Source organism: Trichormus sp. NMC-1 (genome assembly GCF_001858025.1).
Lineage (GTDB): Bacteria > Cyanobacteriota > Cyanobacteriia > Cyanobacteriales > Nostocaceae > Anabaena.
In genome coordinates, this window is sequence record NZ_LZQD01000007.1 from 26,044 (window position 1) to 47,867 (window position 21,824).

Below are 21,824 nucleotides of genomic sequence, written 5' to 3' on the forward strand. Positions count from 1 at the left end.
CCCTCCCCGCAAGCGAGGAGGGGGCTATGATTTAGCAAGTAAAAACCATTCAGCAATGGGACCTAAAACTAATACGGGAAAGAAAGTTAGCGCCCCCAAAATTAAAATTACTCCTCCTGTAACTCCAGTAAACAAACGAGTATCAGTTCTGAGAGTACCGGAAGTCATGGGAACTAGTTGTTTTCTAGAAATACCATCTGCTAGTAATAGTAAAGCGGTGATGGGAATGTAACGACCGGCTAAAATGCTGACGCTGGTACTAAGATTCCACCACAGGGTATTATCTCCCAATCCTTCAAAACCAGAACCGTTATTTGCAGCCGCAGAAGCGTATTCATAAACTACTTGAGAAACTCCATGAAAGCCAGGGTTACTAATACCTGAAAGCACATCAGGAAAGGCAAAAACTATTGCCCAAGGAATCAAAACTGCGAAAGGATGAACTAATAAAACTACGCTGGAAAGAACTATTTCTTGTTTCTCAATTTTGCGTCCTAAAAATTCTGGTGTTCTTCCTACCATTAAACCAGTTAAAAATACTGCCAAAATCAAGTAGATAAATAAATATGCTGTGCCGGTTCCCTGTCCTCCCCAAATAATTTGTAAAAAGAGATTTGAGAGTGTGGAAAATCCACCAGGTGGCATTAAGGAATCGTGCATTCCGTTGACAGCACCACACATTGTTGCTGTTGTCATAACTGCCCAAAGTGCTGTTTGCACCCAACCAAATCTGACTTCTTTTCCTTCTAAGTTGGGTTGCTGTGATCCTAACAAAGAATTAACGAGAGGATTGCCTTGATATTCACCAATTGCTGTTATTACTACCAATAAAATAAAGATGATAAATACCATCCAAAATACTAACCAAGCTTGTTTGAGATTATTAGCAAATACTCCATAGGTGTAAATAAAAGCTGAAGGGATAGAAATCATCGCCCAAGTGGCTAATAAATTAGAAAACCCGTTGGGATTTTCCAAGGGGTGGGCTGAGTTAACACCAAAAAAACCGCCGCCATTTTCACCAATTTGTTTGATAATTTCTAAGTGGGCAACTGGTCCGCGAGAAATCGCTTGAGTAGCACCTTCTAATGTTGTGGCTGTGGCTACTCCTGCAAGGGTTTCGGGGACACCAGCCATGATTAATAATAATCCCCCCACAATAGACATAGGTAGTAAAATTCTGGTAATTGCTTTAGTTAAATCACTGTAAAAATTCCCTAATCCTCTCCCAGTTAAACCGCGAATAAAGGCAATCCCCACTGCTAAACCTGTCGCTGCTGAGGTAAACATTAAAAAACCTAAAGCAAAGGTTTGACTGGCATAACTAAAGGTTGTTTCTCCAGAGTAATGTTGTTGATCTGTGTTAGTTAAAAAAGAGAGGGTGGTGTGTAATGCCAAATCCCAATTTGGTGCTTTTAATCCTGTAGGATTAAACGGTAAAAATCCTTGAGTCATCAAAATGATAAATACCAAAATCGCCATGACAAGATTACTATAAAGTATCGCTTTGGCATATTGCCAACCTGTCATTTCATCTTCTGGACGGACTCCAATTAATGCGTAAATTATTCTTTCTAAGGGATTTAAAACGGAGTCAAGCATTGTGCTTTCTTTGAGAAAAACACGAGCAATATACTTCCCTAATAAGGGAGTAGTGGCAATGACGATAATTAATGTCAATGCAATTTGCATCCAACCTTGTAACATGAATTATAAAAACTCCTAATAGTATCAGTCAAATTCAGTAAAACCAATTTTTGAATTATTCAGCCATATCGTCGTCTGGATGAATTTATATCATTGATGATTTTCGCAATAAAAACAAGCAATACAAGGATATAAAAACTGTTTATTTTTTCTATTTATCTGTCTACCTAAAGATATATATCAGTGTTTAGTAAAGTTTAGGGAAAATCTAAACGCTAGTAAACAAGATACAACAAGATCCCCGACTTCTTGAAGAAGTCGGGGATCTGAACCTTGAGCTATACTTATATAAGTCGAGAAAGGGTAATTTAGTAAATGGCATATTTTAAAAATAAATTAATAAACAATAATTTACGCATTAGTAAAATATTACTGATTGTGACTATATTTATCTTTCTAGCAGTTTTAGAATATTCCACCCCAAAAGACTATGTTTTTGGATATCTTTACAGTGGAGCAATTTTATTAGTCAATTCTTGGTTTGGGGGAATGGCAACAATAAGTGCAACATTTATTGCTGTTTTTCTAACTATGTTAAATGCCTGGATACCTGGAGGTGAAGTAATTCGGGCTTCTACTGTTGCTAGTCGAGTAATTGCCGCAATAGCTTTGATAGTCACCGGATTTTTAAGTCAGCGATTAAGAAAATCTCAAAAAGCCATTGCCCTTACTCAAACTAAACTCGAATCTCAAGCGCAATTAGTGAGACTGCGAGAAGATTTTGCTTCCACACTTACCCATGATTTAAAAACACCGCTTTTAGGAGCAATTGAAACTATTAAAGCTTTTCAACAAGAAAAATTTGGTGCTGTTTTACCAACTCAACAGAAAGTTTTAGCAACAATGGCACGCAGTCATGAAACTTCTTTAGATTTATTAGAAACTTTGTTAGATGTTTATCGCAATGATATTGAAGGCTTAAAACTGGATTTAGCTCCTGTGGATTTAAGTATCCTAGCAGAAACAGCAACGGCTACTTTAATTGAATTAGCGGCAAATCGTCGGATTCATCTATCATTAAACTATGGTAACTCTGATTGGAAGCGATCGCTCTGGGTTAATGGTGATGCTTTGCAACTGCAACGAGTTTTTAGCAATTTGATCATTAATGCTATTAACCATTCTCGACGCGGTGATCATGTTGAAATAGTTTTAGAACCTCAAACTTCCTATCAAGTTGTGAAGATTTTAGATACAGGTGCAGGTATCCAACCTGAACAATTTTCCCACTTATTTGAAAGATTTTACCAAGGAAATAGCTATAGTGGTGGGCTTTCCCAACGTCAAGCTAAAGGTTCGGGATTAGGACTTTATTTATCTCGACAAATTATTGAAGCTCATCAGGGTATAATATGGGCAGAAAACAGAGTTCCCAATGGCGCTATTTTTGCTTTCAAGCTCCCCGTTTTACCATTTAAGTCTTAAATAATATCAGATGTCTTCTACCCCTATAAAAATCCTCCTCGTAGAGGATGATGAACTTTTCCGTTTAGGTTTGCGTGTGCGATTGCAGCAGGAAACTGGTTTGGAGATTATTGCTGAAGCGGAAGATGGTGAAACAGCCATTGAGTTAGTCAACCAGCATTCTCTCGATATCGTTCTTTTAGATGTAGGATTACCAGGAATTGGGGGAATTGAAGCCTGTTACGAAATTAAACAAAAATATCCTAATTTGCCAGTTTTAATCCTCACTTCCCATGCTGAAAAATCCCTGATTGCGCGGTTAATTGCAGCGGGCGCTCAAGGCTATTGTCTCAAAGGAATTATCGCGGAAAAATTGGTTTTAGCTCTCCGTTCTGTAGCTGCTGGAGCATCTTGGTGGGATGAAACTGCAACTAAAGAAATTCGTTCTTCTTTTGCTTTTGATTCATCCCAGAGTCGTTCAGAAAACATTTTAAAAGCCTCCAATCCTCTTACCCACCGAGAAGAGGAAATTCTCAAACTTCTAGCCGCCGGCAAAACCAATCATCAAATAGCTGAAACTCTTTACATTACAGATGGTACTGTCAGAGTTCATGTTCATGCAATCCTGCATAAGTTGGGAGTCGGTAATCGTCAAAGTGCTGTTGTTGTAGCTTTACAAAAACAGTTAATTAATCCCTTGTAACTGAAATAGTCTTTAATTACGATTTACGAATTATTTTAATTCAACCCTGCGCTACTAGACTTTTACAGCTTTAATCTGCCAATATGTCCTGGCATAACTCTGGCATAACTAATTATATTCACCAAAACTCGAAAATATAGAATATAATCATCAGCTAATCTCGGTTATATTTGGCATGAGATATGTAAAAGGGTGTAATCTTATACTAGAAATCAGTAATAGTGTAAAAAAGTTATCATTGGTTTCTATATCTTGAGAGGCAGGAACGATAATGTGTTGTATAAATATAGGAATCCTATAGATAATGCTAACTAGCGAAAAAATGAATAAGAGTAAGATTGAAATATTTTTAACATCAACTTCAACAAACATCTAGAAAATAGTAAATTCAGATTTACTCTCTTGAGGTGATTCAGAGCAATCACCCAATTCTTAACCATCAAATTTACGAGTAATTCATTCATCTGTTATCTCTAAGTATTGACAGGCTAAAACTTCAGTTTAATTGAGTACAAACTAAATGGGACAAGGTTTTTTACAAATTGCGTTAACGCTGTGTATCGTCATATTCATTACTCCCAAATTGGGACAATACATAGCCAGTGTATTTTTAGGAGAAAGCACAATACTTGATCCTATGATGAACCCAATAGAGAAAATTCTCTATATACTAGGGGGTGTCCGCAGAAAAGATGAAATGACAGGTTGGCAGTATATCCGGGCAGTAATATGCACCAATCTAGTCATGGGTATTTCTGTATATTTACTAATTTCTTTTCAGAGACTTTTACCCTGGAATCCTAACGGCTTTGGGGCGATGAAATGGGATACCTTACTGCACACTACTATTTCTTTTCTGACTAATACTGACCAGCAACACTACATAGGAGAAACAAGCTTAAGCTATTTTAGCCAATCTGCTGCTTTAGGTTTTTTAATGTTCACCTCAGCAGCCACAGGTTTAGCGGTAGGAATTGCTTTTATTCGTGGGTTGACAGGGAGAAAGTTAGGGAATTTTTATGTGGATCTCACTCGTGCAATTACGCGCATCTTACTACCTCTTTCCATTATCGGTGCGATCGCACTCATTATCTTAGGTGTACCGCAAACATTAAAAGAGACTCTAGTTCTCCAAACCTTAGAGGGAGGAACTCAGTATATACCTAGAGGACCGGTTGCTTCCTTTGAAATCATCAAAATGTTAGGTGACAACGGCGGCGGTTTTTTTGGTGCTAACTCCGCCCACCCCTTTGAAAATCCTAATGGTGCTTCTAACTTAATAGAAATTATCGCCATGATTTCTATCCCCACATCCTTAATTTACACCTACGGCATATTCGCCAATAACCTCAAACAAGCTTGGTTACTATTTTGGATGGTGTTTATTATCTTTGTAATTCTAATTTGGGTGACTACCGTTGGCGAACTGCAAGGAAATCCCATCATTAACAAAAACCTGGGGGTAGAACTACCGAACTTAGAAGGTAAAGAACAGCGATTTGGCTGGGCAGAAACTGCATTATGGGCAGTCACAACTACTGCTACCATGTGCGGTGCTATCAACGGGATGCACGATTCCCTCATGCCTCAAGGAATATTTTCCACCTTATTCAACTTATTTATACAAATCATTTGGGGAGGACAGGGAATAGGCACAGCATACTTATTTATTTACCTAATTCTGACCATGTTTATCACCGGGTTAATGGTAGGACGCACCCCGGAATTTTTTGGGCGCAAAATAGAAAAACGGGAAATCTTTCTGGCCAGTGTAGTGCTGCTGATTCACCCGGTTATAGTTTTGCTTCCTAGTGCGATAGCTCTAGCCTATCCTATCTCCCTAGCAGGAATCAGCAACCCAGGCTTTCATGGTATTTCTCAAGTAGTTTATGAATACGCTTCAGCCTCAGCAAATAATGGTTCTGGCTTGGAGGGGTTAAAGGACAACAGTCTCTGGTGGAACTTGAGTACCAGTTTTAGCATTTTAGTAGGGCGTTACATTCCCATTATTGCCATCCTCCTCTTGGCTGATAGTATGTCTCGCAAACCGAAACAACCAGAAACCCGTGCTACCCTCAGAACCGATTCTCTCCTATTTACAACTGTCACCGCCGGCGTAACCATCATTTTAGGACTACTGACTTTCTTCCCAGTTTTAGCTTTAGGCCCCATAGCCGAAGGTTTTAAATTAGCTTCGGGAAGTTAGGGGACGGGGAGATGGGGACGCGGGGACGCGGGGACGCGAGGACGCGGAGACGCGGAGAAAATGAAGAATAACTTAATTACCTATTCCCAATCACCAATGACCAATGACCAATGACCAATGACCAATCACCAATGACCAATGACCAATCACTAATCACCAATCACTAATCACCAATTACCAAATATATGAATCCAGCTGCAACTACCCCAAAACCTAAATCTTCCCGTCCTCGTCCTAGCGATCGCCGTCAAAAACGCCAAAAAAAACGGATAAGTACCCAGGGACTATACACTAGGGCAATTAGAGATACCTTTGTCAAGCTACATCCCAAATATGCAATTAAAAATCCCGTCATGTTTGTGGTCTGGTTGGGAACAATCATCACTCTAGCTGCAACGATATATCCCCCACTATTTGGGATAGTTAACCAGAAAAACCCGGCACTTTTCAACGGCTTGATCACAATAATTTTGTTCTTCACGATTGTGTTTGCCAATTTTGCCGAAGCTGTAGCCGAAGGACGCGGTAAAGCCCAAGCCGATGCTTTACGATCAACAAAATCAGAAACCATCGCCAAAAAAATCGTCGTCGATGGCACAATCACAGAAGTCTCTTCTACCAGCCTGAAACAAGGTGATACTGTCTACGTCGTAGCAGGTGATATCATCCCTGCTGATGGTGAAGTGATTTTGGGTGTTGCTTCAGTAGATGAATCAGCAATTACTGGGGAATCTGCACCAGTTCTCAAGGAATCAGGTTCAGATGTTGCCAGTTCCGTTACTGGTGGTACTCGCATCATCTCCGATGAATTAATTATCCGCATCACCGCTGACCCCGGTAAAGGCTTTATTGACCGGATGATCGCCTTAGTCGAAGGTGCAGAACGCCGCAAAACACCCAATGAAATAGCCTTGACGGTACTGCTGGCAGTTCTCAGCCTCGTATTTTTATTTGTGGTCGCCACAATACCTGCCTTCGCTTATTATGTGAACAGTCCAGTCAGCATACCCACACTCATTGCCCTTTTAGTCGCCCTGATTCCCACTACCATTGGCGCTTTACTCAGCGCTATTGGCATCGCAGGTATGGATCGCGTCGCCCAATTTAACGTTATTGCTACTTCCGGAAGGGCAGTGGAAGCCTGTGGAGATATTAATACTCTTATACTAGATAAAACAGGTACAATCACTATCGGCAACCGTCTCGCTGAAGCTTTTATCCCCATTAACGGGCATACAATGGACGAAATTGCCAATATCGCCTTAGCCGCTAGTATATTGGACGATACTCCAGAAGGTAAATCTATCATCCGACTAGCAGAAAGGTTAGGCGCAAAGTTTGACTTAGACCGCAAAAAATCACAAGGAGTAGAATTTTCCGCCAAAACCCGCATGAGTGGCACTAATTTACCTGGCGGGAGGGAAGTCAGAAAAGGCTCAGTTGGTGCAATTAAAGGGTTTGTCGCTTCCCGCAATGGACGCGTAGCCCCAGAATTAGATACCGCTTACGAACAAGTTTCCCACCAAGGAGGTACACCCCTAGCAATTTGCCTAGATAATGAAATTTACGGTGTTATTTATCTCAAAGATATTGTCAAACCTGGTATCCGCGAACGATTTGACCAAGTGCGGCGAATGGGAGTGCGTACCGTGATGCTCACTGGAGACAACCACATTACTGCTGCTGTCATTGCTAAAGAGGCTGGAGTCGATGAATTCATAGCCGAAGCCACACCAGAAGAGAAAATCAGCGTCATTCAACGGGAGCAAGCTGAGGGTAAACTGGTGGCGATGACGGGAGACGGGACTAATGATGCTCCCGCCTTAGCACAAGCTAATGTAGGCATAGCCATGAATACAGGCACTCAAGCCGCCAAAGAAGCAGCTAATATGGTGGATTTGGACTCTGACCCCACAAAATTGATTGATATCATTACTATTGGTAAACAATTGTTGATTACTCGTGGGGCTTTAACGACATTTTCTATCGCTAATGATATTGCTAAATATTTTGCCATCATCCCAGTAATTTTTACGGCTGCTAATCTAGAAAGCTTGAATATTATGAGGTTAACCAGTGCTAATTCGGCAGTACTGTCGGCACTGATTTATAACGCTTTAATTATTCCGGCTTTGATTCCTTTGGCATTAAAGGGTGTAAAATTTAGACCTTTAACAGCTAATCAACTTCTGCAACGCAATATCTTAATTTATGGATTAGGTGGTGTGATTGCTCCATTTATTGCTATTAAATTATTAGATATGCTAATTACATTGGTAGGATTAGCTTAAATACAGCAGGAATTGAAGAAGAGATAGGAGACACGGAGAACCTTTTAAATCGCGATTCAAATCCTACTATCCAGATCCCAAATCTAAAATCTAAAATCTAAAATTCAATTATGGTATTTATTCAAGAAGCTATCCGAGCCATACGGATGACTCTGTTGCTTTGGTTATTGACAGCAATTATCTATCCTCTGATCATCCTGGGAATGGGTCAGTTTGCTTTCCCATTTTCCGCCAACGGTAGCATTATGTTAAACATTGATAATCAACCCATTGGTTCGGCTGTGATTGGTCAACTTTTTACATCAGAACGATATTTTCAGGGTCGTCCTAGTGCAGTGAGATATAGTCAAGGCAGGAAAGCCAAGCCAACGGGTATATCTGGAGCTAGTAATCTCGCTCCTAGTAATCCAGATCTGATTAATAGGATTCGGGAGCAAGCAACTCAATTCCAAGATGAGAATATACAACCACTGGCTGATTTAATTTACACATCTGGTTCTGGTTTAGATCCCCATATTTCCTTGAAAGCAGCGCGACAGCAGTTAGCAAGAGTAGCACGGGCCAGAGGTATCAAAGAAGATGAAATAATACCTTCAATTAACAAGTATACTGATGGCAGGTTTTTAGGAATATTTGGTGAACCTGGAGTAAATATTTTACGTTTAAATTATGCTCTTGATTTACAAGATGTGAACCGTAAGCAAAATCAATAATTCGTCCCATTTCTTTGTGAGCCAGCGCCGAATTTTTTGATCTTTTATCTAATTTGGTGCATCTACCCGAAAATCTCTGTAATTACCGCGTATAACCTACAAGATGTTCAAAATTTCGCAATAAATAATTGCTACAGCACTTGCCAGTATTCTAAAGATATTTATTGATAAAAACCTGAGACACAAACAGACTTTCAACTCTGTCACCTGCCATAACTTTGTGATCTAGTGAGTTTCTGGTTTTGACATCGGCAATAGTTATGAATTAAACTACTCTTGCAATCAAAATCAAAATCTCTACCAATGCACCCGACTCGCGTTATCGGCTTAATGAGTGGCACATCCGTAGATGGCATAGATACCGCGTTGGTAGAGATTTGTGGCACAGATTTGGATCTAAAAGTTCAATTACTAGCCGGGGAAACCTATCCCTACCCCAGCCAACTCAGAGAACGCATTTTAGCAATTTGCGCTGGTGCGGCCATCTCAATGGCAGAATTAGCAGAAATAGATGATGCGATCGCTCTAGCTTTTTCCCAAGCCGCCCAAAATATTCAAATTGGTCATCCACCAGCTACCTTAATCGGCTCCCACGGTCAAACAGTTTACCATCGACCACCGCAAATAAAAGGGGAGAAAACTTCTCTCCCTCTCTCTTTGGGCTATAGTTTGCAACTTGGTCGGGGTGCTTTAATTTCACGCCTTACAGGTATTACTACTATCAGTAATTTTCGTGTGGCTGATATTGCGGCTGGTGGTCATGGTGCGCCTCTTGTTCCTAGAGTCGATGCCTATTTACTCAGTCATCCACAAGAAGGGCGTTGTATTCAAAATATTGGTGGTATTGGTAATGTTGCTTATCTACCTGCTCGGTGTGACAACTGGCTTTCTCAAATTCTTGGTTGGGATACAGGCCCAGGAAATAGTTTGTTGGATCTAGCTGTGCAACATTTTACAGATGGTGCTAAAAGCTACGATGAAAACGGAACTTGGGCAGCTAGTGGTACTCCCTACCAACCATTAGTAGAAAAATGGCTCAGTCAAGATTATTTTCATTTACCACCACCTAAATCTACCGGACGAGAGTTATTTGGTGTCACTTACTTCAATAATTGTTTACAGGATGCCCAAGTCTACCAACTCAGCCCCGCAGATGTGTTGGCGACAATCACAGAACTGACAGCAGCTTCAATTGTTCACAGTTATCGAACCTTTTTACCACAAATGCCACAAAGAGTATTAATATGTGGCGGTGGTAGTCGAAATCTTTACTTAAAACATCGGTTAGAGTTGTTATTGGCATCAATTCCAGTTTTAACTACAGATGATGTCGGCTTAAGTGCGGCTTTTAAAGAAGCGATCGCCTTCGCCGTCTTAGCATACTGGCGAAAACTAGGTATTCCTGGTAACTTACCCGCTGCAACTGGAGCGAAACAAGAAGTGCTTTTAGGAGAAGTTCATAGTCATAGTACTGCCTGAAAAATATCTTTTGCTGATTTATCCTTAAGAGACTATGTTATATATATATATCTATTTTTACGTATTGGTTCAAAACAAGGACTATATTCGGTGACGCACACTTTTTTATTAGAACCAGGACGCTGGATCATGCAAGGAAGTTGGTTAGAACGTAATGGTATGCCAATCAGCTTTAAGGGCATGACTTTAGTAGTTTGGAATCGTGACAACTGGTTTTCTATGGCCACAAAGTTGGTATTTCCAGGCAGCGATCGCTCAGAAATATCTTGCCAATATAAAGGAAGACTGCATGATGGCGATCGTCAATATACTTTTTTACTCCAGCACAATCTTTTAGGACAGGTTGAAGGTGAAGGTTGGATTTGTCCAGATACGATCGTACAGCGTTACTGGGTATTGGGCGATCGTGAACGTCGTAGCGGTTTTGAAACCTTACACCAGGTTTCAGATGATCATTACTATCTGACTAGCGGTATCCTCGCCGGTCATTTTTTAACCAGTACAATGGAAGCAAGCCTGGCGCGTCAGCCTACATAGGGAACCATTACCTGAAAAAGTGAATCTTGTCTGTTTTTAGTTAATTAAAATTAACTCACAGGACTTCAGAATCTCCAGTCTTTGAATTTACCCATAGAAAAGTCAAAAAAAGACAATTGCACAAGAGATTAGACATTTAGTTTCTATGTAATCAGCTGATAGAGCAACAAAAAATTATTGACAACCTTCAAAATTATATGTGTGAATATACTTAAATAGCCGGATAATTCTATTAACACCCTACTGGTTTTTAACTCAAATCAAGAAAAATGCAAAAATTAGACCCTTATTAAGGTTTAATCCACGATTGTTGAACATTGGAGTCGAATTATCTATGTCAGACCCCAACATTGGTCGTTTACTCAGCAAACGCTACCAGCTTCAAGAGCTAATTGGGACTGGAGCAATGGGACGGGTTTATCGTGCTAAGGATATTTTGTTGGGAGGTGTACCCGTTGCTATTAAGTTTCTCGCCTTATCCATGCAAAACGAAAAAATGCGTTTGCAAGAACGTTTTGAGCGAGAAGCAAAAACCTGTGCCTTACTAGGTCAAAAAAGCATTCATATTGTCCGCGTGATGGACTATGGCGTAGATGAAAATAACACTCCATACTACGTAATGGAATACTTGCAAGGAAAAAGTCTCAGTACTGAAATCCGCGACCAAAATATCTCTGTATCTAGATTTCTCAGTATGGCTCGGCAAATTTGTCTGGGCTTGCAGTGCGCTCACAATGGTATCCCAGTCGATGGGGTAATTTGCCCAATTATCCATCGTGATATTAAGCCTAGCAATATGCTGGTGATTCAAGATGCCAGTTTTGGGGAATTAGTCAAGGTGTTAGACTTTGGAATTGCCAAGTTAATCATGTCGGATAGTGATCAGACGAAATTCTATTTGGGTACTCTGGCTTATTCTTCTCCAGAACAAATTGAGGGTAAGGAGTTAGATAATCGCTCGGATATTTATAGTTTGGGTGTGATGATGTTTGAGATGCTCACAGGTAAAATGCCACTGATGGCATCAACTCACACTTTTGGCGCATGGTATCAGGCTCATGTGTTTCAACAACCACTGTCATTTGCTCAAGTTAATCCTAAATTACAAATACCAAAGCCAGTCGAAGATTTGGTGATGAGTTGTTTAGCAAAAAAAGCCAGCGCGCGCCCTCAAAGAATCAATGATATCCTCACTGTCTTAGTAGCAGCAGAACAGGAGGACAGAATACGTAAAAAGAATAGTCAAAATCTGCCTTTAGTCAAACAAAGTTTCACAATTCATCCTGATATTGAACAAAAGACCAAATCTGAACAGCTTGTAACCCCAGCAATTGAAAAAAAAATCAAAACTGAACTGCGGTTATCCCCCATTAGCGATGAGATTGCTCGTCTCGCTTCTTGGCCAGCAAATAAACCAATCGCTGATATTTTTTTTCCCCAAACTATCTATAATCATGGTGAAGCTTTACCAGCCTTGTGGGTGATGCTACCTCTACAAGAAATTCGTAAGCGCTTAGTCTGTACCCGCTACAATCAATTTCTTTTTATTTCCCTTCCTCACCCCATGTTGTTGTGGATTACAGTCATCTATAACCGCCAACATGGAGCTAAATGGTTACCTTACTACATTGATCTCAAAACCACCTTTGGACAGGAGATCGTCCGCTTACTGCAATATACAGGTAATTATCGCTTGTTATTCTTTGCACGAGAGACACCCAGTCGTTGTACTCATGTTCTACCTTCCAATATTGCCTCCAGTCAATGTGAGCGACTGCAAGAGTGGTTGCAAATGAGCAAGATATTGGCATCATCTAGGGACGCACAATACAGTAAGGAGTTACTCAAAAAAGAGTATGAAAAGATTAAACCGCTAATCCTAGCCAAGCTAGAAGCCATGGATACCGATTCACCATTTGATTTGTCTGGTTAAAGTTAATCTCATTATGTTACAAGAAATATATGTATTTTTAGAGCGCTCAATCCTAAAAAGTAAACTTTTATAAACAAAATATCTCAAGGTTAGGAAACTATAGTTATATAAATCTTGGAAGTGAAGAATACTATACCAGGAGTCAGGAGTCAGGAGTCAGGAGTAAAACCCTCTTGTAGTGCGAGTTTCATTATCAATTGATGTCCTAACCACCCTGTCCACGGCTATAAATATCTAATCCAGTATGATTCTAGTATAGAAGCTGAGAATTTATACTAAAGATATACATAAAGCTAATGTACAAAAAGTTGTGAAAGTTTATTTAGCCAAATAACCGGATCGTTGCTGCGTCAAATACGCCAATCTAATGTAAAGGCTAATTATTGATTTGAGTGAGCAACTGACAACCTACGCTCTAAAAGACTATTGAACGTTTGATCGCAGTGCGAATTAATTTACTGATACAAGTTTTTGGATTCAAGAAAGTAGCAATCGCTGATCGAAGTTGACGCCCCAGCATCCCCAGCTGTTTTCCTCCCTGGAACCTAGCAAGAGAAGGAGGTCGCCCACTGCGACACAAGAATATTTACTCTATGCCATAGTGGAGCCGGGATCTAGTCCCCACTGATGCTTGAGAAGTTCTTTATAGGTTGCCTCCCGCACAACCATTTGCTCATAAAGCCTAACTAAAAAGTCTTGGGCTTGTTCATGGCTCATGTGCTGAACTTGTGTAGCAAATGAGCGGATGTTAAATTGCTGTTCTAAGGAAAGCTCAACTGGTTGATTCATAGTTAAAACCAAAAAACAACGCCTAAAAGTGATATTGCTTACATAAGAGCCAAAGGGATCATACTTGGGACAGTATATGCCTGACATTTGTTGATCCGTATTAAGAAAGATAACAATTGTTTGACAAAAAGCCTTGTTCCCTAAGATTGGTTTTTATGCTGATATATTTTGAACCTAGACATACTAATCTACAACTCAAGTCTGCTAAGTTATATTTCGAGTAAATAAACTAGCGTTACAACTCAAGTGGGCTTTAGCATGGGCTTAGGGTTGGCTTAATTACTCTCCTTACAGTTAAGACTGGCAAGGGTGAAAGGTGCGAGATGTTTATTTTTGAGATTATGTAAATTTAGCCTCGTCAGGTAAATTTAGAGGTTAAAGATATTTTTATCAATTTGTAAATAAGAAAAATGCTCAAATTGAACAAAATGTTGAGTATATTTACTCGATTTGTCAATGGTCATTGGTAATTTGTCGGTAATTTGTCAATTGTTGATAATTTAACCATTGACTGAAAATGGGGGAAATCGTATCAGTCCCTCATTTCCAATGACCAATGACTATTGAGCAATGAAATTAAGAATTGGACTCTACAGCAACAAGGACGATGGTGATATTGTCGTGACCACCTTCTTCCTTAGCAGCTTCAACTAGAGAGAAGGCTGCTTTATCTAACCAAGGTGTATCTTGGAGGTAGCTTCCAATCTTTTGGTCAACAAGTTCCTCTGTGAGTCCATCACTACATAACAACAAGCGATCGCCAACTTTAAGTTCTAGTGGTTGTACATCAACATGATGCACATCTTCACGCCCCAAACAGCGGGATAAAACATGGCGATAGGGATGCAACCTAGCTTCATCGACAGAGAGATCACCAATTTTGATTGCTCTGGCTATCCAAGTATGGTCTTCTGTGATTTGTTGTAGTTGCGAGTCACGAAAGCGGTATAATCTCGAATCTCCGATGTGAGCGCACCAAGGTTGTTCTTGTGAAGGAAACAGTACGACTACAGCCGTTGTCCCCATGTCAGACCGTTCAGGGTGATTTTGCTGATCCTGCAAAATAGCTGCATTAGCTGCCAACAAAGCTTGTTCTAATAATTCTGGTGCAGATTGGGAAGATTGCCAATGTGCTGCCAAATAAGCCTGAATTTCCTGGGTAGCAATGCGACTAGCTTCTTCACCGCCTGCATGACCACCCATCCCATCAGCAACTATGAAAAATCGCCCTTCTGGGTCTATGTGGTAAGCATCTTGATTATTAGAACGAATAAGTCCCGGATCGGTACAACCGGTAAAGTTAAGTTTCATAAATTTTTTTGGAAACAATTAATACATACGATCATAACGGTCGAGGCGTAAAAGCAAACGAATTAGTATGACTGAGACTGCTGCTGCTATCAAACCAGCCAGAATTGCCAACCATAGTTCATGATTCACTAATAGAATCGTAGCGGAAAGTGTAAATCCACTGATTATTAGAGCGTAGCTTGTTCCTAGTTGAATGTTACTCTGCCTGCGTAGCAATCGTTCTGTTTCTACAGAGCGAACCCGCACGCGGATATCTCCACGTTCTAGTTTATCTAGTGTATCCTCTAATCTTCGTGGTAATCCTAAGGCGGTACTACTGACTTGCACTGCTTGACGACTTAATTCATTCAAGAAACTATTCCCCTCTGAGCTATTGTTGTCGGTAATCAGCTGCATTGCATAGGGCTGGGCAACTTCCATAAAATTAAATTCTGGATCTAGTCCCTTGCCTACCCCCTCTAGGGTAGAAAAAGCCCGCATCACAAAGGTAAAAGTTGCAGGAAATCTAAATGGTTGATCGTAAGCTATTTGGTAAAGGTCTTCACTAATAGCGGCAACTGATTGATTTTCAAAGGGCTTATCCATGAAATTGTCCAGCATATACTGGACAGAACGTCGTACAGGCCCCATATCGTCTGTTGGTGCGATCGCACCCAAATCTATGAGAGACTGAACCACACGATCGCCATCTTTTTGAGCGATACCAAACAGCGTTTCCATGAGTCCTTCGCGGACATTGGATTTAATCCGCCCCATCATCCCGAAATCATAGAAAATCAAAGCCCCATCTGGGCTAACTGCTAGATTACCAGGGTGGGGATCGGCGTGGAAGAAACCATTATTAAGTAGCTGGTGTAAGTAAGCTTGAGCGCCATAACGAGCGATCGCTTTTCTATCTACACCCGCAGCCTCTAAAGCTTCATATTGGCTAACTTTAATCCCTGGAACATACTCCAAAGTAATGATTTTAGAGGTGGTATAACGCCAGTAAACCCGTGGAACCTTCACCCAGTCATAAGTACGAAAGTTGCGGCGAAAAGTATCTGCATTGCGACCTTCATTGAGATAATCGATTTCTTCCCAAAGAATGCGACAACATTCTTCATAAATGCCCATCCAATCTCTTCCCCGTCCCCATTTGGGATGGCCTTGAAAATAACGAGCAATACCTTTGAGAATTTGCAAATCGATTTCAAACAACTTCTTCAGTCCAGGACGCTGCACCTTGACAACTACTGATTCCCCAGAATGTAACACAGCCTTGTGAACTTGCCCCAAACTAGCAGCAGCTAGGGGAATCGGTTCAAAACTCCCGAAGAGTTCGGGAATTTTTTTACTAAGTTCTTGCTCAATAATCGCTTCTACTTGTTCATAGCTGAATGCTGGTACTCTATCTTGTAGCTTAGATAGTTCTTCCACGTATTCACCAGGGAAGATATCCGCGCGGGTAGAAAACAATTGCCCTACTTTAATAAAAGTCGGACCTAAGTCCAAAAACGTATTTCTAATCCAGATCGCTTGGGCTTTGCGTCTAGCAGCTTGCTTCAACTCAGTCACACCGCCAGGGTAACTCCAAGCTTTGTTAAAGCGCCACAGTTTAAACATTAAGGTCAATACAAAAGACCAAATGTCTATAAAGCGCCTTTTTCTAGAATAGCTTTCACGATTCCAACGGTATGCCTTATCTGAGTAACCTTGTTCCATATTTTTCGCGTACCGTTGGGTTTTAACCGAATATCCCGTAAAAAAAGACACTCTGAATTTTAAACTCTTTTTATCAACTTTGAGCAAAAGCCAATGAAGGGTTAACTGGGGACTGGTGATTGGAGACTAGAAAAAATTCTTGCCAATTGCCAATTACCTTTTTCCCAGTTACTCCTATTTTGAACTGGTACGATATTTTTGCAGTTCAGTTCGCAACAAGGCAATTTCTGCCCGTAATTCATCGATATCTGCTTGCAAGTCACCTGAACCTGAACCAGTGGGAGTAGTACCTGTGGTTGTACCAGTTTGCGCCGCTTCAGCCGCCCGATTAGCTCGTGCTATAACTTCATCTGTAAACTGGCGCAGCTGTTCTCTGGCTTCGGCATCAAATTTGCCCAATTCACTCAAAGCATCGGTCAAAGCGACCTCTACCCGCTCATTAATCACTTCAGCTACTGCTCTGCCTACAAAAAAGGCTTGCACAAGGGGATTACTCATAAATTTTTGTAAAGTTGCTCCGCAAGAAAATTATAGCTTGCCTGGATACGGGAATGCTTCTCTCTGTGAGTTTTGAGTGGGAGCAACTTGCTCAAATCCACATCTAGCAGTTGCTAGATAGGTTAGGACACAATACTGAAGGTCTGGAACTATTAAATTCCTGAAACCTTACCACTACCGATAAAATACAACAACGCCATCCGCACCGCTACACCGCTGGTAACTTGCGATTGAATTAAACTAAATTCAGGATCATCCATTAAATCAGAACTAATTTCTACACCCCGGTTAACTGGCCCTGGATGCAAAACTTTAACGTTTGGTTTACAGAGTTTTAACTTGGCGCGAGTAATGCCAAATAGTTGATGATATTCTCTTAAACTGGGTAGTAAATGCGCTGTCATGCGTTCTTTTTGTAAACGCAAAGTCATGACAAAATCAGCATTTTCCAAAGCAGGTTCTAGTTGCCAATGGGTAAATAACCGTTGAGAATTTTCTGTGGCTCCTAAATATTCAGCAAAGAATTTAGGTAATAATGTGGGAGGTGCGGCTAGATGGACTTCTGCACCACTGGCAATTAAACTCCAAATATTAGAACGGGCTACACGAGAATGTAAAATATCCCCAACAATAGCAATTTTTTTACCCGCTAATAATTCGATGCGGGGTTGTGCAGGGTCAATTAAGCTAGAAATAGTAAATAAATCAAGTAATCCTTGAGATGGATGTTCATGTTGTCCATCACCAGCATTGAGGACGCTAACTTTTACACCTAAACGATCCATTTCTTGTGCGATCGCTTGGGGAACTCCTGCATCTTTATGGCGTATAACCATAATATCAGTTCCCATTGCCAAATAAGTCTTCGCTGTATCCAGAATTGTCTCTCCCTTTGTCATGGAAGATGTAGCAGCAGCAAAGTTTAATGTATCGGCACTTAGTCTTTTGGCCGCAATTTCAAAACTGCTGCGAGTGCGGGTAGAAGGTTCAAAAAATAAATTTGCTACCACTTGTCCCTGTAAAGTTGGGACTTTCTTTGTGCGTCGTGATAGTACTTCTTGAAACGAGGCCGCAGTTTGTAAAACGGCGTTATATTCAGCCGTTGTGAAGTCAGCTAAGGAAAGAATGTGATGACGATTCCAGGTAGTAGTAGGCATAAATGGCTATTAGTTCTCGGAGTAGAGGCGCGTTAGCCGAAGGCTTTAGGGCTGCTATTGCTCGCACCTCTACAGCTTTTTAATTTAGTTGGCAGCCAAAATAATAGCACCTGTCTTTGTATCCAATTGACACCTGTGAAGGTTAATGGTAAACAGATGGCGCGAAAAAAATGTTTAAAGTTACACAATTTTGCTATTTGTCTAGAAGATTCAAACACAGTTGCTATAACTTAAATATGCTTCTCAACAGCAGTAGTATAATCTTCGTAAGGTACAACGCCCACTATATTTTCTACCACTTCTCCACCTTTAAAAATTAATACCGCCGGAATACTTTTGACTCCATACTTTCTGGCGTTAACTTTATTTTTATCGATGTCGATTTTCAGAACTTTAACGCGACCTTGATATGCTTCAGCCAGTTGTTCTATTAAAGCAGAAATTTTCCGACAAGGGCCACACCAAGGAGCCGTAAAATCAATGACAAATATTGGTTCTGATTCTAGAAGTATATCGAATTCGCTGTCTTCAATTTGGGATACTGTAGTCATGGTTATTCCGGAAAGAGAAGTTAGTAATTTTGTTAATCAGGGACCGATGTTAAGCTAAAAAGTGCAATTTTGTCAAGTTTTGGCAGTTTAAAGACAGCGATTGTACTTTTTCGAGAGCTAGGCAATTTGATTATCTCTTGCTGTGTTGTAGGAGGCAATTAAACTGTTAATAATCTCTCCAAAAAACTCAGCATTTATCAGCTTTTGGGAGAGATTTTGATTAAGGTTGTAAATGAAAAATATTTAAAGCAATAGAAATCATACTGAGGAAAGTTAAAAAGCCAATTGTATCCAGGAGTGTGGTTACTAACGGACCACTCATTAAAGCTGGATCTAGTTTGAGATGCCTTAAACCCATTGGTAGCAAAGTTCCTAGAGTAACAGCCACCATTGTATTAGTGGCCATAACTGCCCCGGCAATCAAAGCTACCCATCGTTCTTGGGGTTTAGCCCAAATTAGGGAAAGGGCAATCATCGTTATCCCTAAAGCTACTGCTGTTCCTAAACCGGCTAAAAGTTCTTTGCGGAGAATTTTTCCAGTATCTTCGGGTGTGACTTCACCTACACCTAAACCGCGAATGGTGACTGTGAGGGCTTGTATACCAACAGTTCCGCCTGTGTTAGAAAATATGGGCATGATCACAGCCAGGACTGGTACAGCAGCGATGACTTGTTGAAAAGGAGCGATCGCACTGGCAGCACCAATATACAATCCCATAATCCCCAATAACCAAGGCAACCGTTTACGAATCGTGATGTGTGCGGGAGATAAAGCTTCTTCATCACCACTTACCCCTGCCAATTTTTGGATATCTTCTGTGGCTTCTTCTTCTAAAATATCGACGACATCATCAATCGTAATAATACCGACTAATCTATCTTCCCTGTCAACTACAGGCATAGCGATTAAGTCGTAACGCTGCATAATGCGGGCGACTTCTTCCTGTGAGGTTTCTGTTCTGACTTTGACAACGTGGGAACTAGCAATATCTTTAATTAAGACATCGGGAAAAGTAAATAACAGCTGACGCAAAGAAACAACACTGACTAAAGTACGGTTATCATCTGTGACGTAGGCATAATAAATTGTTTCCTTATCTTCGTCTTGCAGGCGGATTTTACTTAAGGCTTCACCTACAGTTAATCCTCGTCGCAACCGCACATATTCAGTTGTCATTACCCGCCCAGCAGTGCCTTCTGCATAGCCGAGAATCGTTGCTGTTGCTTGTCTTTGTTCTGGACTGAGTTGTTGTAATAGCCGTTTAACTACTCCTGCTGGTAGTTCATCAAATAATTCTGCTCTTTCATCAGGACTCATTTCTTCCACTAGATGTACCACTTGGACATCATGGAGAGAATTAATTAGTTCTTCTTGTACTTCTGTAGGTAGATATTCAAAGACATCTATTGCTTGATCTTTGTTGAGTAACCGGAAAGCGATCGCTCGCTGTTGTTCAGGTAATTGTGAGATGTATTCCCCCACATCCACAGGTTGTAAACAGTTTAAATCACATTTCAATTGGTTTAAGTCAGCAATGTCTAAGGAATTGCGAACGTCTTGTGTCAGCATTATAAATACCTCCTATAGTCTCCCCCGCGCCGGGAGACTATCTCGCCAGCTTAGAGGAGGTTGCTACTGCCATCTGGTGGACATTTGTCCATAAAATCTCAACAACTCAATATCGATAATTTAATCAAGGCATTGTCAGTTTATCATCCTAACCCAGAATGGTTTTCTCGGATAGATGTCTGATACTAATACTCATGCTAGTAGTACTTTACACGAGAATGGCTTTTGCTACCTTGATTTCTGTTTAATTTAGAAATTTAACTATTGTGATCATCTGTGTCAAGTCTATCAGCCTATTTACTGTCAAACTTCACATAGATTCGTAGAGAGTTTACTGTAATTAAGTGATTACCAAATACCATTAATTTTCAGAATAATTCTAAAGGAATTTGCGAGAACTTTGTCACATACATAAAGTTAGGATCTACATCTGTGGTTTGTCTATTTAACCCACAAACGTTGAAATTAGCAGCCCTGGCCGCAGCTAACTCTTTGGAAGAGTCAGACAGGAACAAAATTTCCTGCGGGAGGACAAGTAATTCATCTGCAATGGTAAGGTAGGACTGACTCTCTGTCTTGTTGCCTGTAGTTGTATCGAAGTACATGGAGAATAATGGAGTTAAATCCCCCATTAAAGTGTTTTTAAACAATAGTTTCTGAGCAGCAACAGAACCGGAAGAATAGATAGCTAGTTTTAAACCCGCAGCATACCAATGTTGAAGACATTCAACAGCGTCAGGATACACATGAGCCTTTAGCTCACCGCTGTCATACCCTTCTTGCCAGATTAAACCTTGCAGGGTTTTTAATGGAGTAATTTTGCGATCTTCAGTGTGCCAAATCATCAAGTTACTCAGGCAGCTTTCCACATCAAGATTTGATTGGCCACTGATTTCTCTGACTTGTTGCAGGATATCCTGAATAATCGGCAATTCTAAGTGATTATGTACCCAGCCTGATAAATGTTTTGCAGAATACGGAAAAAGAACTTCATGCACAAAACTAATATCGGTTGTCGTACCCTCAATATCGGTCAGAATAATTTTAAGTCGGTTGCCTTGGTAAGTAACTGTCATAGCTGGGAAACTTTATTGCAGTCAAATCACGATTGAAATACTTTACTCGTTTTATTTCTCACCTAAGCTGTTACGCAGCTAAATTTAATAACTCTCACTCGGAAAAAGATTCTTGGTATGGGAAAGTCAGGTATATGGCGAATTAACGCCCTCAAATCCATAAGCTTGTGATGGATAAATAAGCTGTTGGACATT

17 protein-coding genes are annotated in these 21,824 nt (G+C 40.5%); 8 read left to right on the top strand and 9 right to left on the bottom strand.

The annotated features are described in order from the left end of the window. Positions 1-24 precede the first annotated feature (24 nt). Positions 25-1,707 carry a potassium-transporting ATPase subunit KdpA gene (kdpA, locus tag A9Y75_RS19785; protein ID WP_071191258.1) on the bottom strand — a complete coding sequence of 561 codons (1,683 nt, stop codon included), beginning with the start codon at positions 1,705-1,707 and terminating at the stop codon, positions 25-27. A 315-nt stretch (positions 1,708-2,022) separates the two neighbouring features. On the opposite strand from kdpA (A9Y75_RS19785), the gene A9Y75_RS19790 reads away from it, so the two are divergent. The 8 genes from A9Y75_RS19790 (at position 2,023) to A9Y75_RS19825 (ending at position 12,973) form a co-directional block, all read left to right on the top strand. Continuing rightward, positions 2,023-3,132, top strand: a complete 1,110-nt coding sequence (locus tag A9Y75_RS19790) for a HAMP domain-containing sensor histidine kinase (RefSeq protein WP_071191259.1) — start codon at positions 2,023-2,025, stop codon at positions 3,130-3,132. A 10-nt stretch (positions 3,133-3,142) separates the two neighbouring features. Beyond that, a complete protein-coding gene (locus tag A9Y75_RS19795) occupies positions 3,143-3,814 on the top strand; it encodes a response regulator transcription factor (RefSeq protein WP_071191260.1) in 672 nt (223 codons plus the stop codon). 520 nt (positions 3,815-4,334) lie between these two features. Continuing rightward, a complete protein-coding gene (gene kdpA, locus A9Y75_RS19800) occupies positions 4,335-6,020 on the top strand; it encodes a potassium-transporting ATPase subunit KdpA (RefSeq protein ID WP_071191261.1) in 1,686 nt (561 codons plus the stop codon). A gap of 185 nt (positions 6,021-6,205) precedes the next feature. Beyond that, positions 6,206-8,311 carry a potassium-transporting ATPase subunit KdpB gene (gene kdpB / locus A9Y75_RS19805; RefSeq protein ID WP_071191262.1) on the top strand — a complete coding sequence of 702 codons (2,106 nt, stop codon included), beginning with the start codon at positions 6,206-6,208 and terminating at the stop codon, positions 8,309-8,311. Positions 8,312-8,421: 110 nt separating this feature from the next. Continuing rightward, positions 8,422-9,024: a K(+)-transporting ATPase subunit C gene (gene kdpC / locus A9Y75_RS19810; RefSeq protein ID WP_071191263.1), complete on the top strand. Its 603-nt coding sequence runs from the start codon at positions 8,422-8,424 to the stop codon at positions 9,022-9,024. Between the two features lie 303 nt (positions 9,025-9,327). Continuing rightward, positions 9,328-10,503: an anhydro-N-acetylmuramic acid kinase gene (locus A9Y75_RS19815; RefSeq protein WP_071191264.1), complete on the top strand. Its 1,176-nt coding sequence runs from the start codon at positions 9,328-9,330 to the stop codon at positions 10,501-10,503. A gap of 90 nt (positions 10,504-10,593) precedes the next feature. Further along, positions 10,594-11,040, top strand: a complete 447-nt coding sequence (locus A9Y75_RS19820) for a hypothetical protein (RefSeq protein WP_071191265.1) — start codon at positions 10,594-10,596, stop codon at positions 11,038-11,040. A 334-nt stretch (positions 11,041-11,374) separates the two neighbouring features. Beyond that, positions 11,375-12,973: a serine/threonine-protein kinase gene (locus tag A9Y75_RS19825; RefSeq protein WP_071191266.1), complete on the top strand. Its 1,599-nt coding sequence runs from the start codon at positions 11,375-11,377 to the stop codon at positions 12,971-12,973. Between the two features lie 591 nt (positions 12,974-13,564). Here A9Y75_RS19825 and A9Y75_RS19830 read toward each other — a convergent pair. The 8 genes from A9Y75_RS19830 to mtnC form a co-directional block, all read right to left on the bottom strand. Beyond that, on the bottom strand, positions 13,565-13,762 hold the full coding sequence (locus A9Y75_RS19830; protein ID WP_071191267.1) for an NblA/ycf18 family protein: 198 nt from the start codon (positions 13,760-13,762) through the stop codon (positions 13,565-13,567). Between the two features lie 576 nt (positions 13,763-14,338). After that, the gene (locus A9Y75_RS19835) at positions 14,339-15,073 is read right to left on the bottom strand and encodes a PP2C family serine/threonine-protein phosphatase (RefSeq protein ID WP_071191268.1); all 735 of its coding nucleotides are present in this window, start codon (positions 15,071-15,073) and stop codon (positions 14,339-14,341) included. Between the two features lie 18 nt (positions 15,074-15,091). Next, positions 15,092-16,777: an AarF/ABC1/UbiB kinase family protein gene (locus A9Y75_RS19840; RefSeq protein WP_071191269.1), complete on the bottom strand. Its 1,686-nt coding sequence runs from the start codon at positions 16,775-16,777 to the stop codon at positions 15,092-15,094. 174 nt (positions 16,778-16,951) lie between these two features. Then, positions 16,952-17,275, bottom strand: a complete 324-nt coding sequence (locus A9Y75_RS19845) for a DUF6825 family protein (RefSeq protein ID WP_071191270.1) — start codon at positions 17,273-17,275, stop codon at positions 16,952-16,954. A 152-nt stretch (positions 17,276-17,427) separates the two neighbouring features. Continuing rightward, positions 17,428-18,432 carry an aspartate carbamoyltransferase catalytic subunit gene (locus A9Y75_RS19850; protein ID WP_071191271.1) on the bottom strand — a complete coding sequence of 335 codons (1,005 nt, stop codon included), beginning with the start codon at positions 18,430-18,432 and terminating at the stop codon, positions 17,428-17,430. Positions 18,433-18,662: 230 nt separating this feature from the next. Next, entirely contained in the window at positions 18,663-18,983 is a 321-nt protein-coding gene (locus A9Y75_RS19855; RefSeq protein WP_071191272.1) for a thioredoxin domain-containing protein, read from the bottom strand. 220 nt (positions 18,984-19,203) lie between these two features. Continuing rightward, on the bottom strand, positions 19,204-20,553 hold the full coding sequence (mgtE, locus tag A9Y75_RS19860; protein ID WP_071191273.1) for a magnesium transporter: 1,350 nt from the start codon (positions 20,551-20,553) through the stop codon (positions 19,204-19,206). Between the two features lie 368 nt (positions 20,554-20,921). Next, positions 20,922-21,629 carry an acireductone synthase gene (gene mtnC, locus A9Y75_RS19865; protein ID WP_071191274.1) on the bottom strand — a complete coding sequence of 236 codons (708 nt, stop codon included), beginning with the start codon at positions 21,627-21,629 and terminating at the stop codon, positions 20,922-20,924. Positions 21,630-21,824 lie beyond the last annotated feature (195 nt).

Bases quoted from the DNA above. Each gene is read 5' to 3' on its own strand.
- kdpA (WP_071191258.1), bottom strand. From the start codon at position 1,707: ATGTTACAAGGTTGGATGCAAATTGCATTGACATTAATTATCGTCATT.
- A9Y75_RS19855 (WP_071191272.1), bottom strand. From the start codon at position 18,983: ATGACTACAGTATCCCAAATTGAAGACAGCGAATTCGATATACTTCTA.
- kdpB (WP_071191262.1), top strand. From the start codon at position 6,206: ATGAATCCAGCTGCAACTACCCCAAAACCTAAATCTTCCCGTCCTCGT.
- A9Y75_RS19830 (WP_071191267.1), bottom strand. From the start codon at position 13,762: ATGAATCAACCAGTTGAGCTTTCCTTAGAACAGCAATTTAACATCCGC.
- A9Y75_RS19790 (WP_071191259.1), top strand. From the start codon at position 2,023: ATGGCATATTTTAAAAATAAATTAATAAACAATAATTTACGCATTAGT.
- A9Y75_RS19825 (WP_071191266.1), top strand. From the start codon at position 11,375: ATGTCAGACCCCAACATTGGTCGTTTACTCAGCAAACGCTACCAGCTT.
- A9Y75_RS19835 (WP_071191268.1), bottom strand. From the start codon at position 15,073: ATGAAACTTAACTTTACCGGTTGTACCGATCCGGGACTTATTCGTTCT.
- mgtE (WP_071191273.1), bottom strand. From the start codon at position 20,553: ATGCTGACACAAGACGTTCGCAATTCCTTAGACATTGCTGACTTAAAC.
- mtnC (WP_071191274.1), bottom strand. From the start codon at position 21,629: ATGACAGTTACTTACCAAGGCAACCGACTTAAAATTATTCTGACCGAT.
- A9Y75_RS19850 (WP_071191271.1), bottom strand. From the start codon at position 18,432: ATGCCTACTACTACCTGGAATCGTCATCACATTCTTTCCTTAGCTGAC.
- A9Y75_RS19840 (WP_071191269.1), bottom strand. From the start codon at position 16,777: ATGGAACAAGGTTACTCAGATAAGGCATACCGTTGGAATCGTGAAAGC.
- A9Y75_RS19795 (WP_071191260.1), top strand. From the start codon at position 3,143: ATGTCTTCTACCCCTATAAAAATCCTCCTCGTAGAGGATGATGAACTT.
- kdpA (WP_071191261.1), top strand. From the start codon at position 4,335: ATGGGACAAGGTTTTTTACAAATTGCGTTAACGCTGTGTATCGTCATA.
- kdpC (WP_071191263.1), top strand. From the start codon at position 8,422: ATGGTATTTATTCAAGAAGCTATCCGAGCCATACGGATGACTCTGTTG.
- A9Y75_RS19845 (WP_071191270.1), bottom strand. From the start codon at position 17,275: ATGAGTAATCCCCTTGTGCAAGCCTTTTTTGTAGGCAGAGCAGTAGCT.
- A9Y75_RS19815 (WP_071191264.1), top strand. From the start codon at position 9,328: ATGCACCCGACTCGCGTTATCGGCTTAATGAGTGGCACATCCGTAGAT.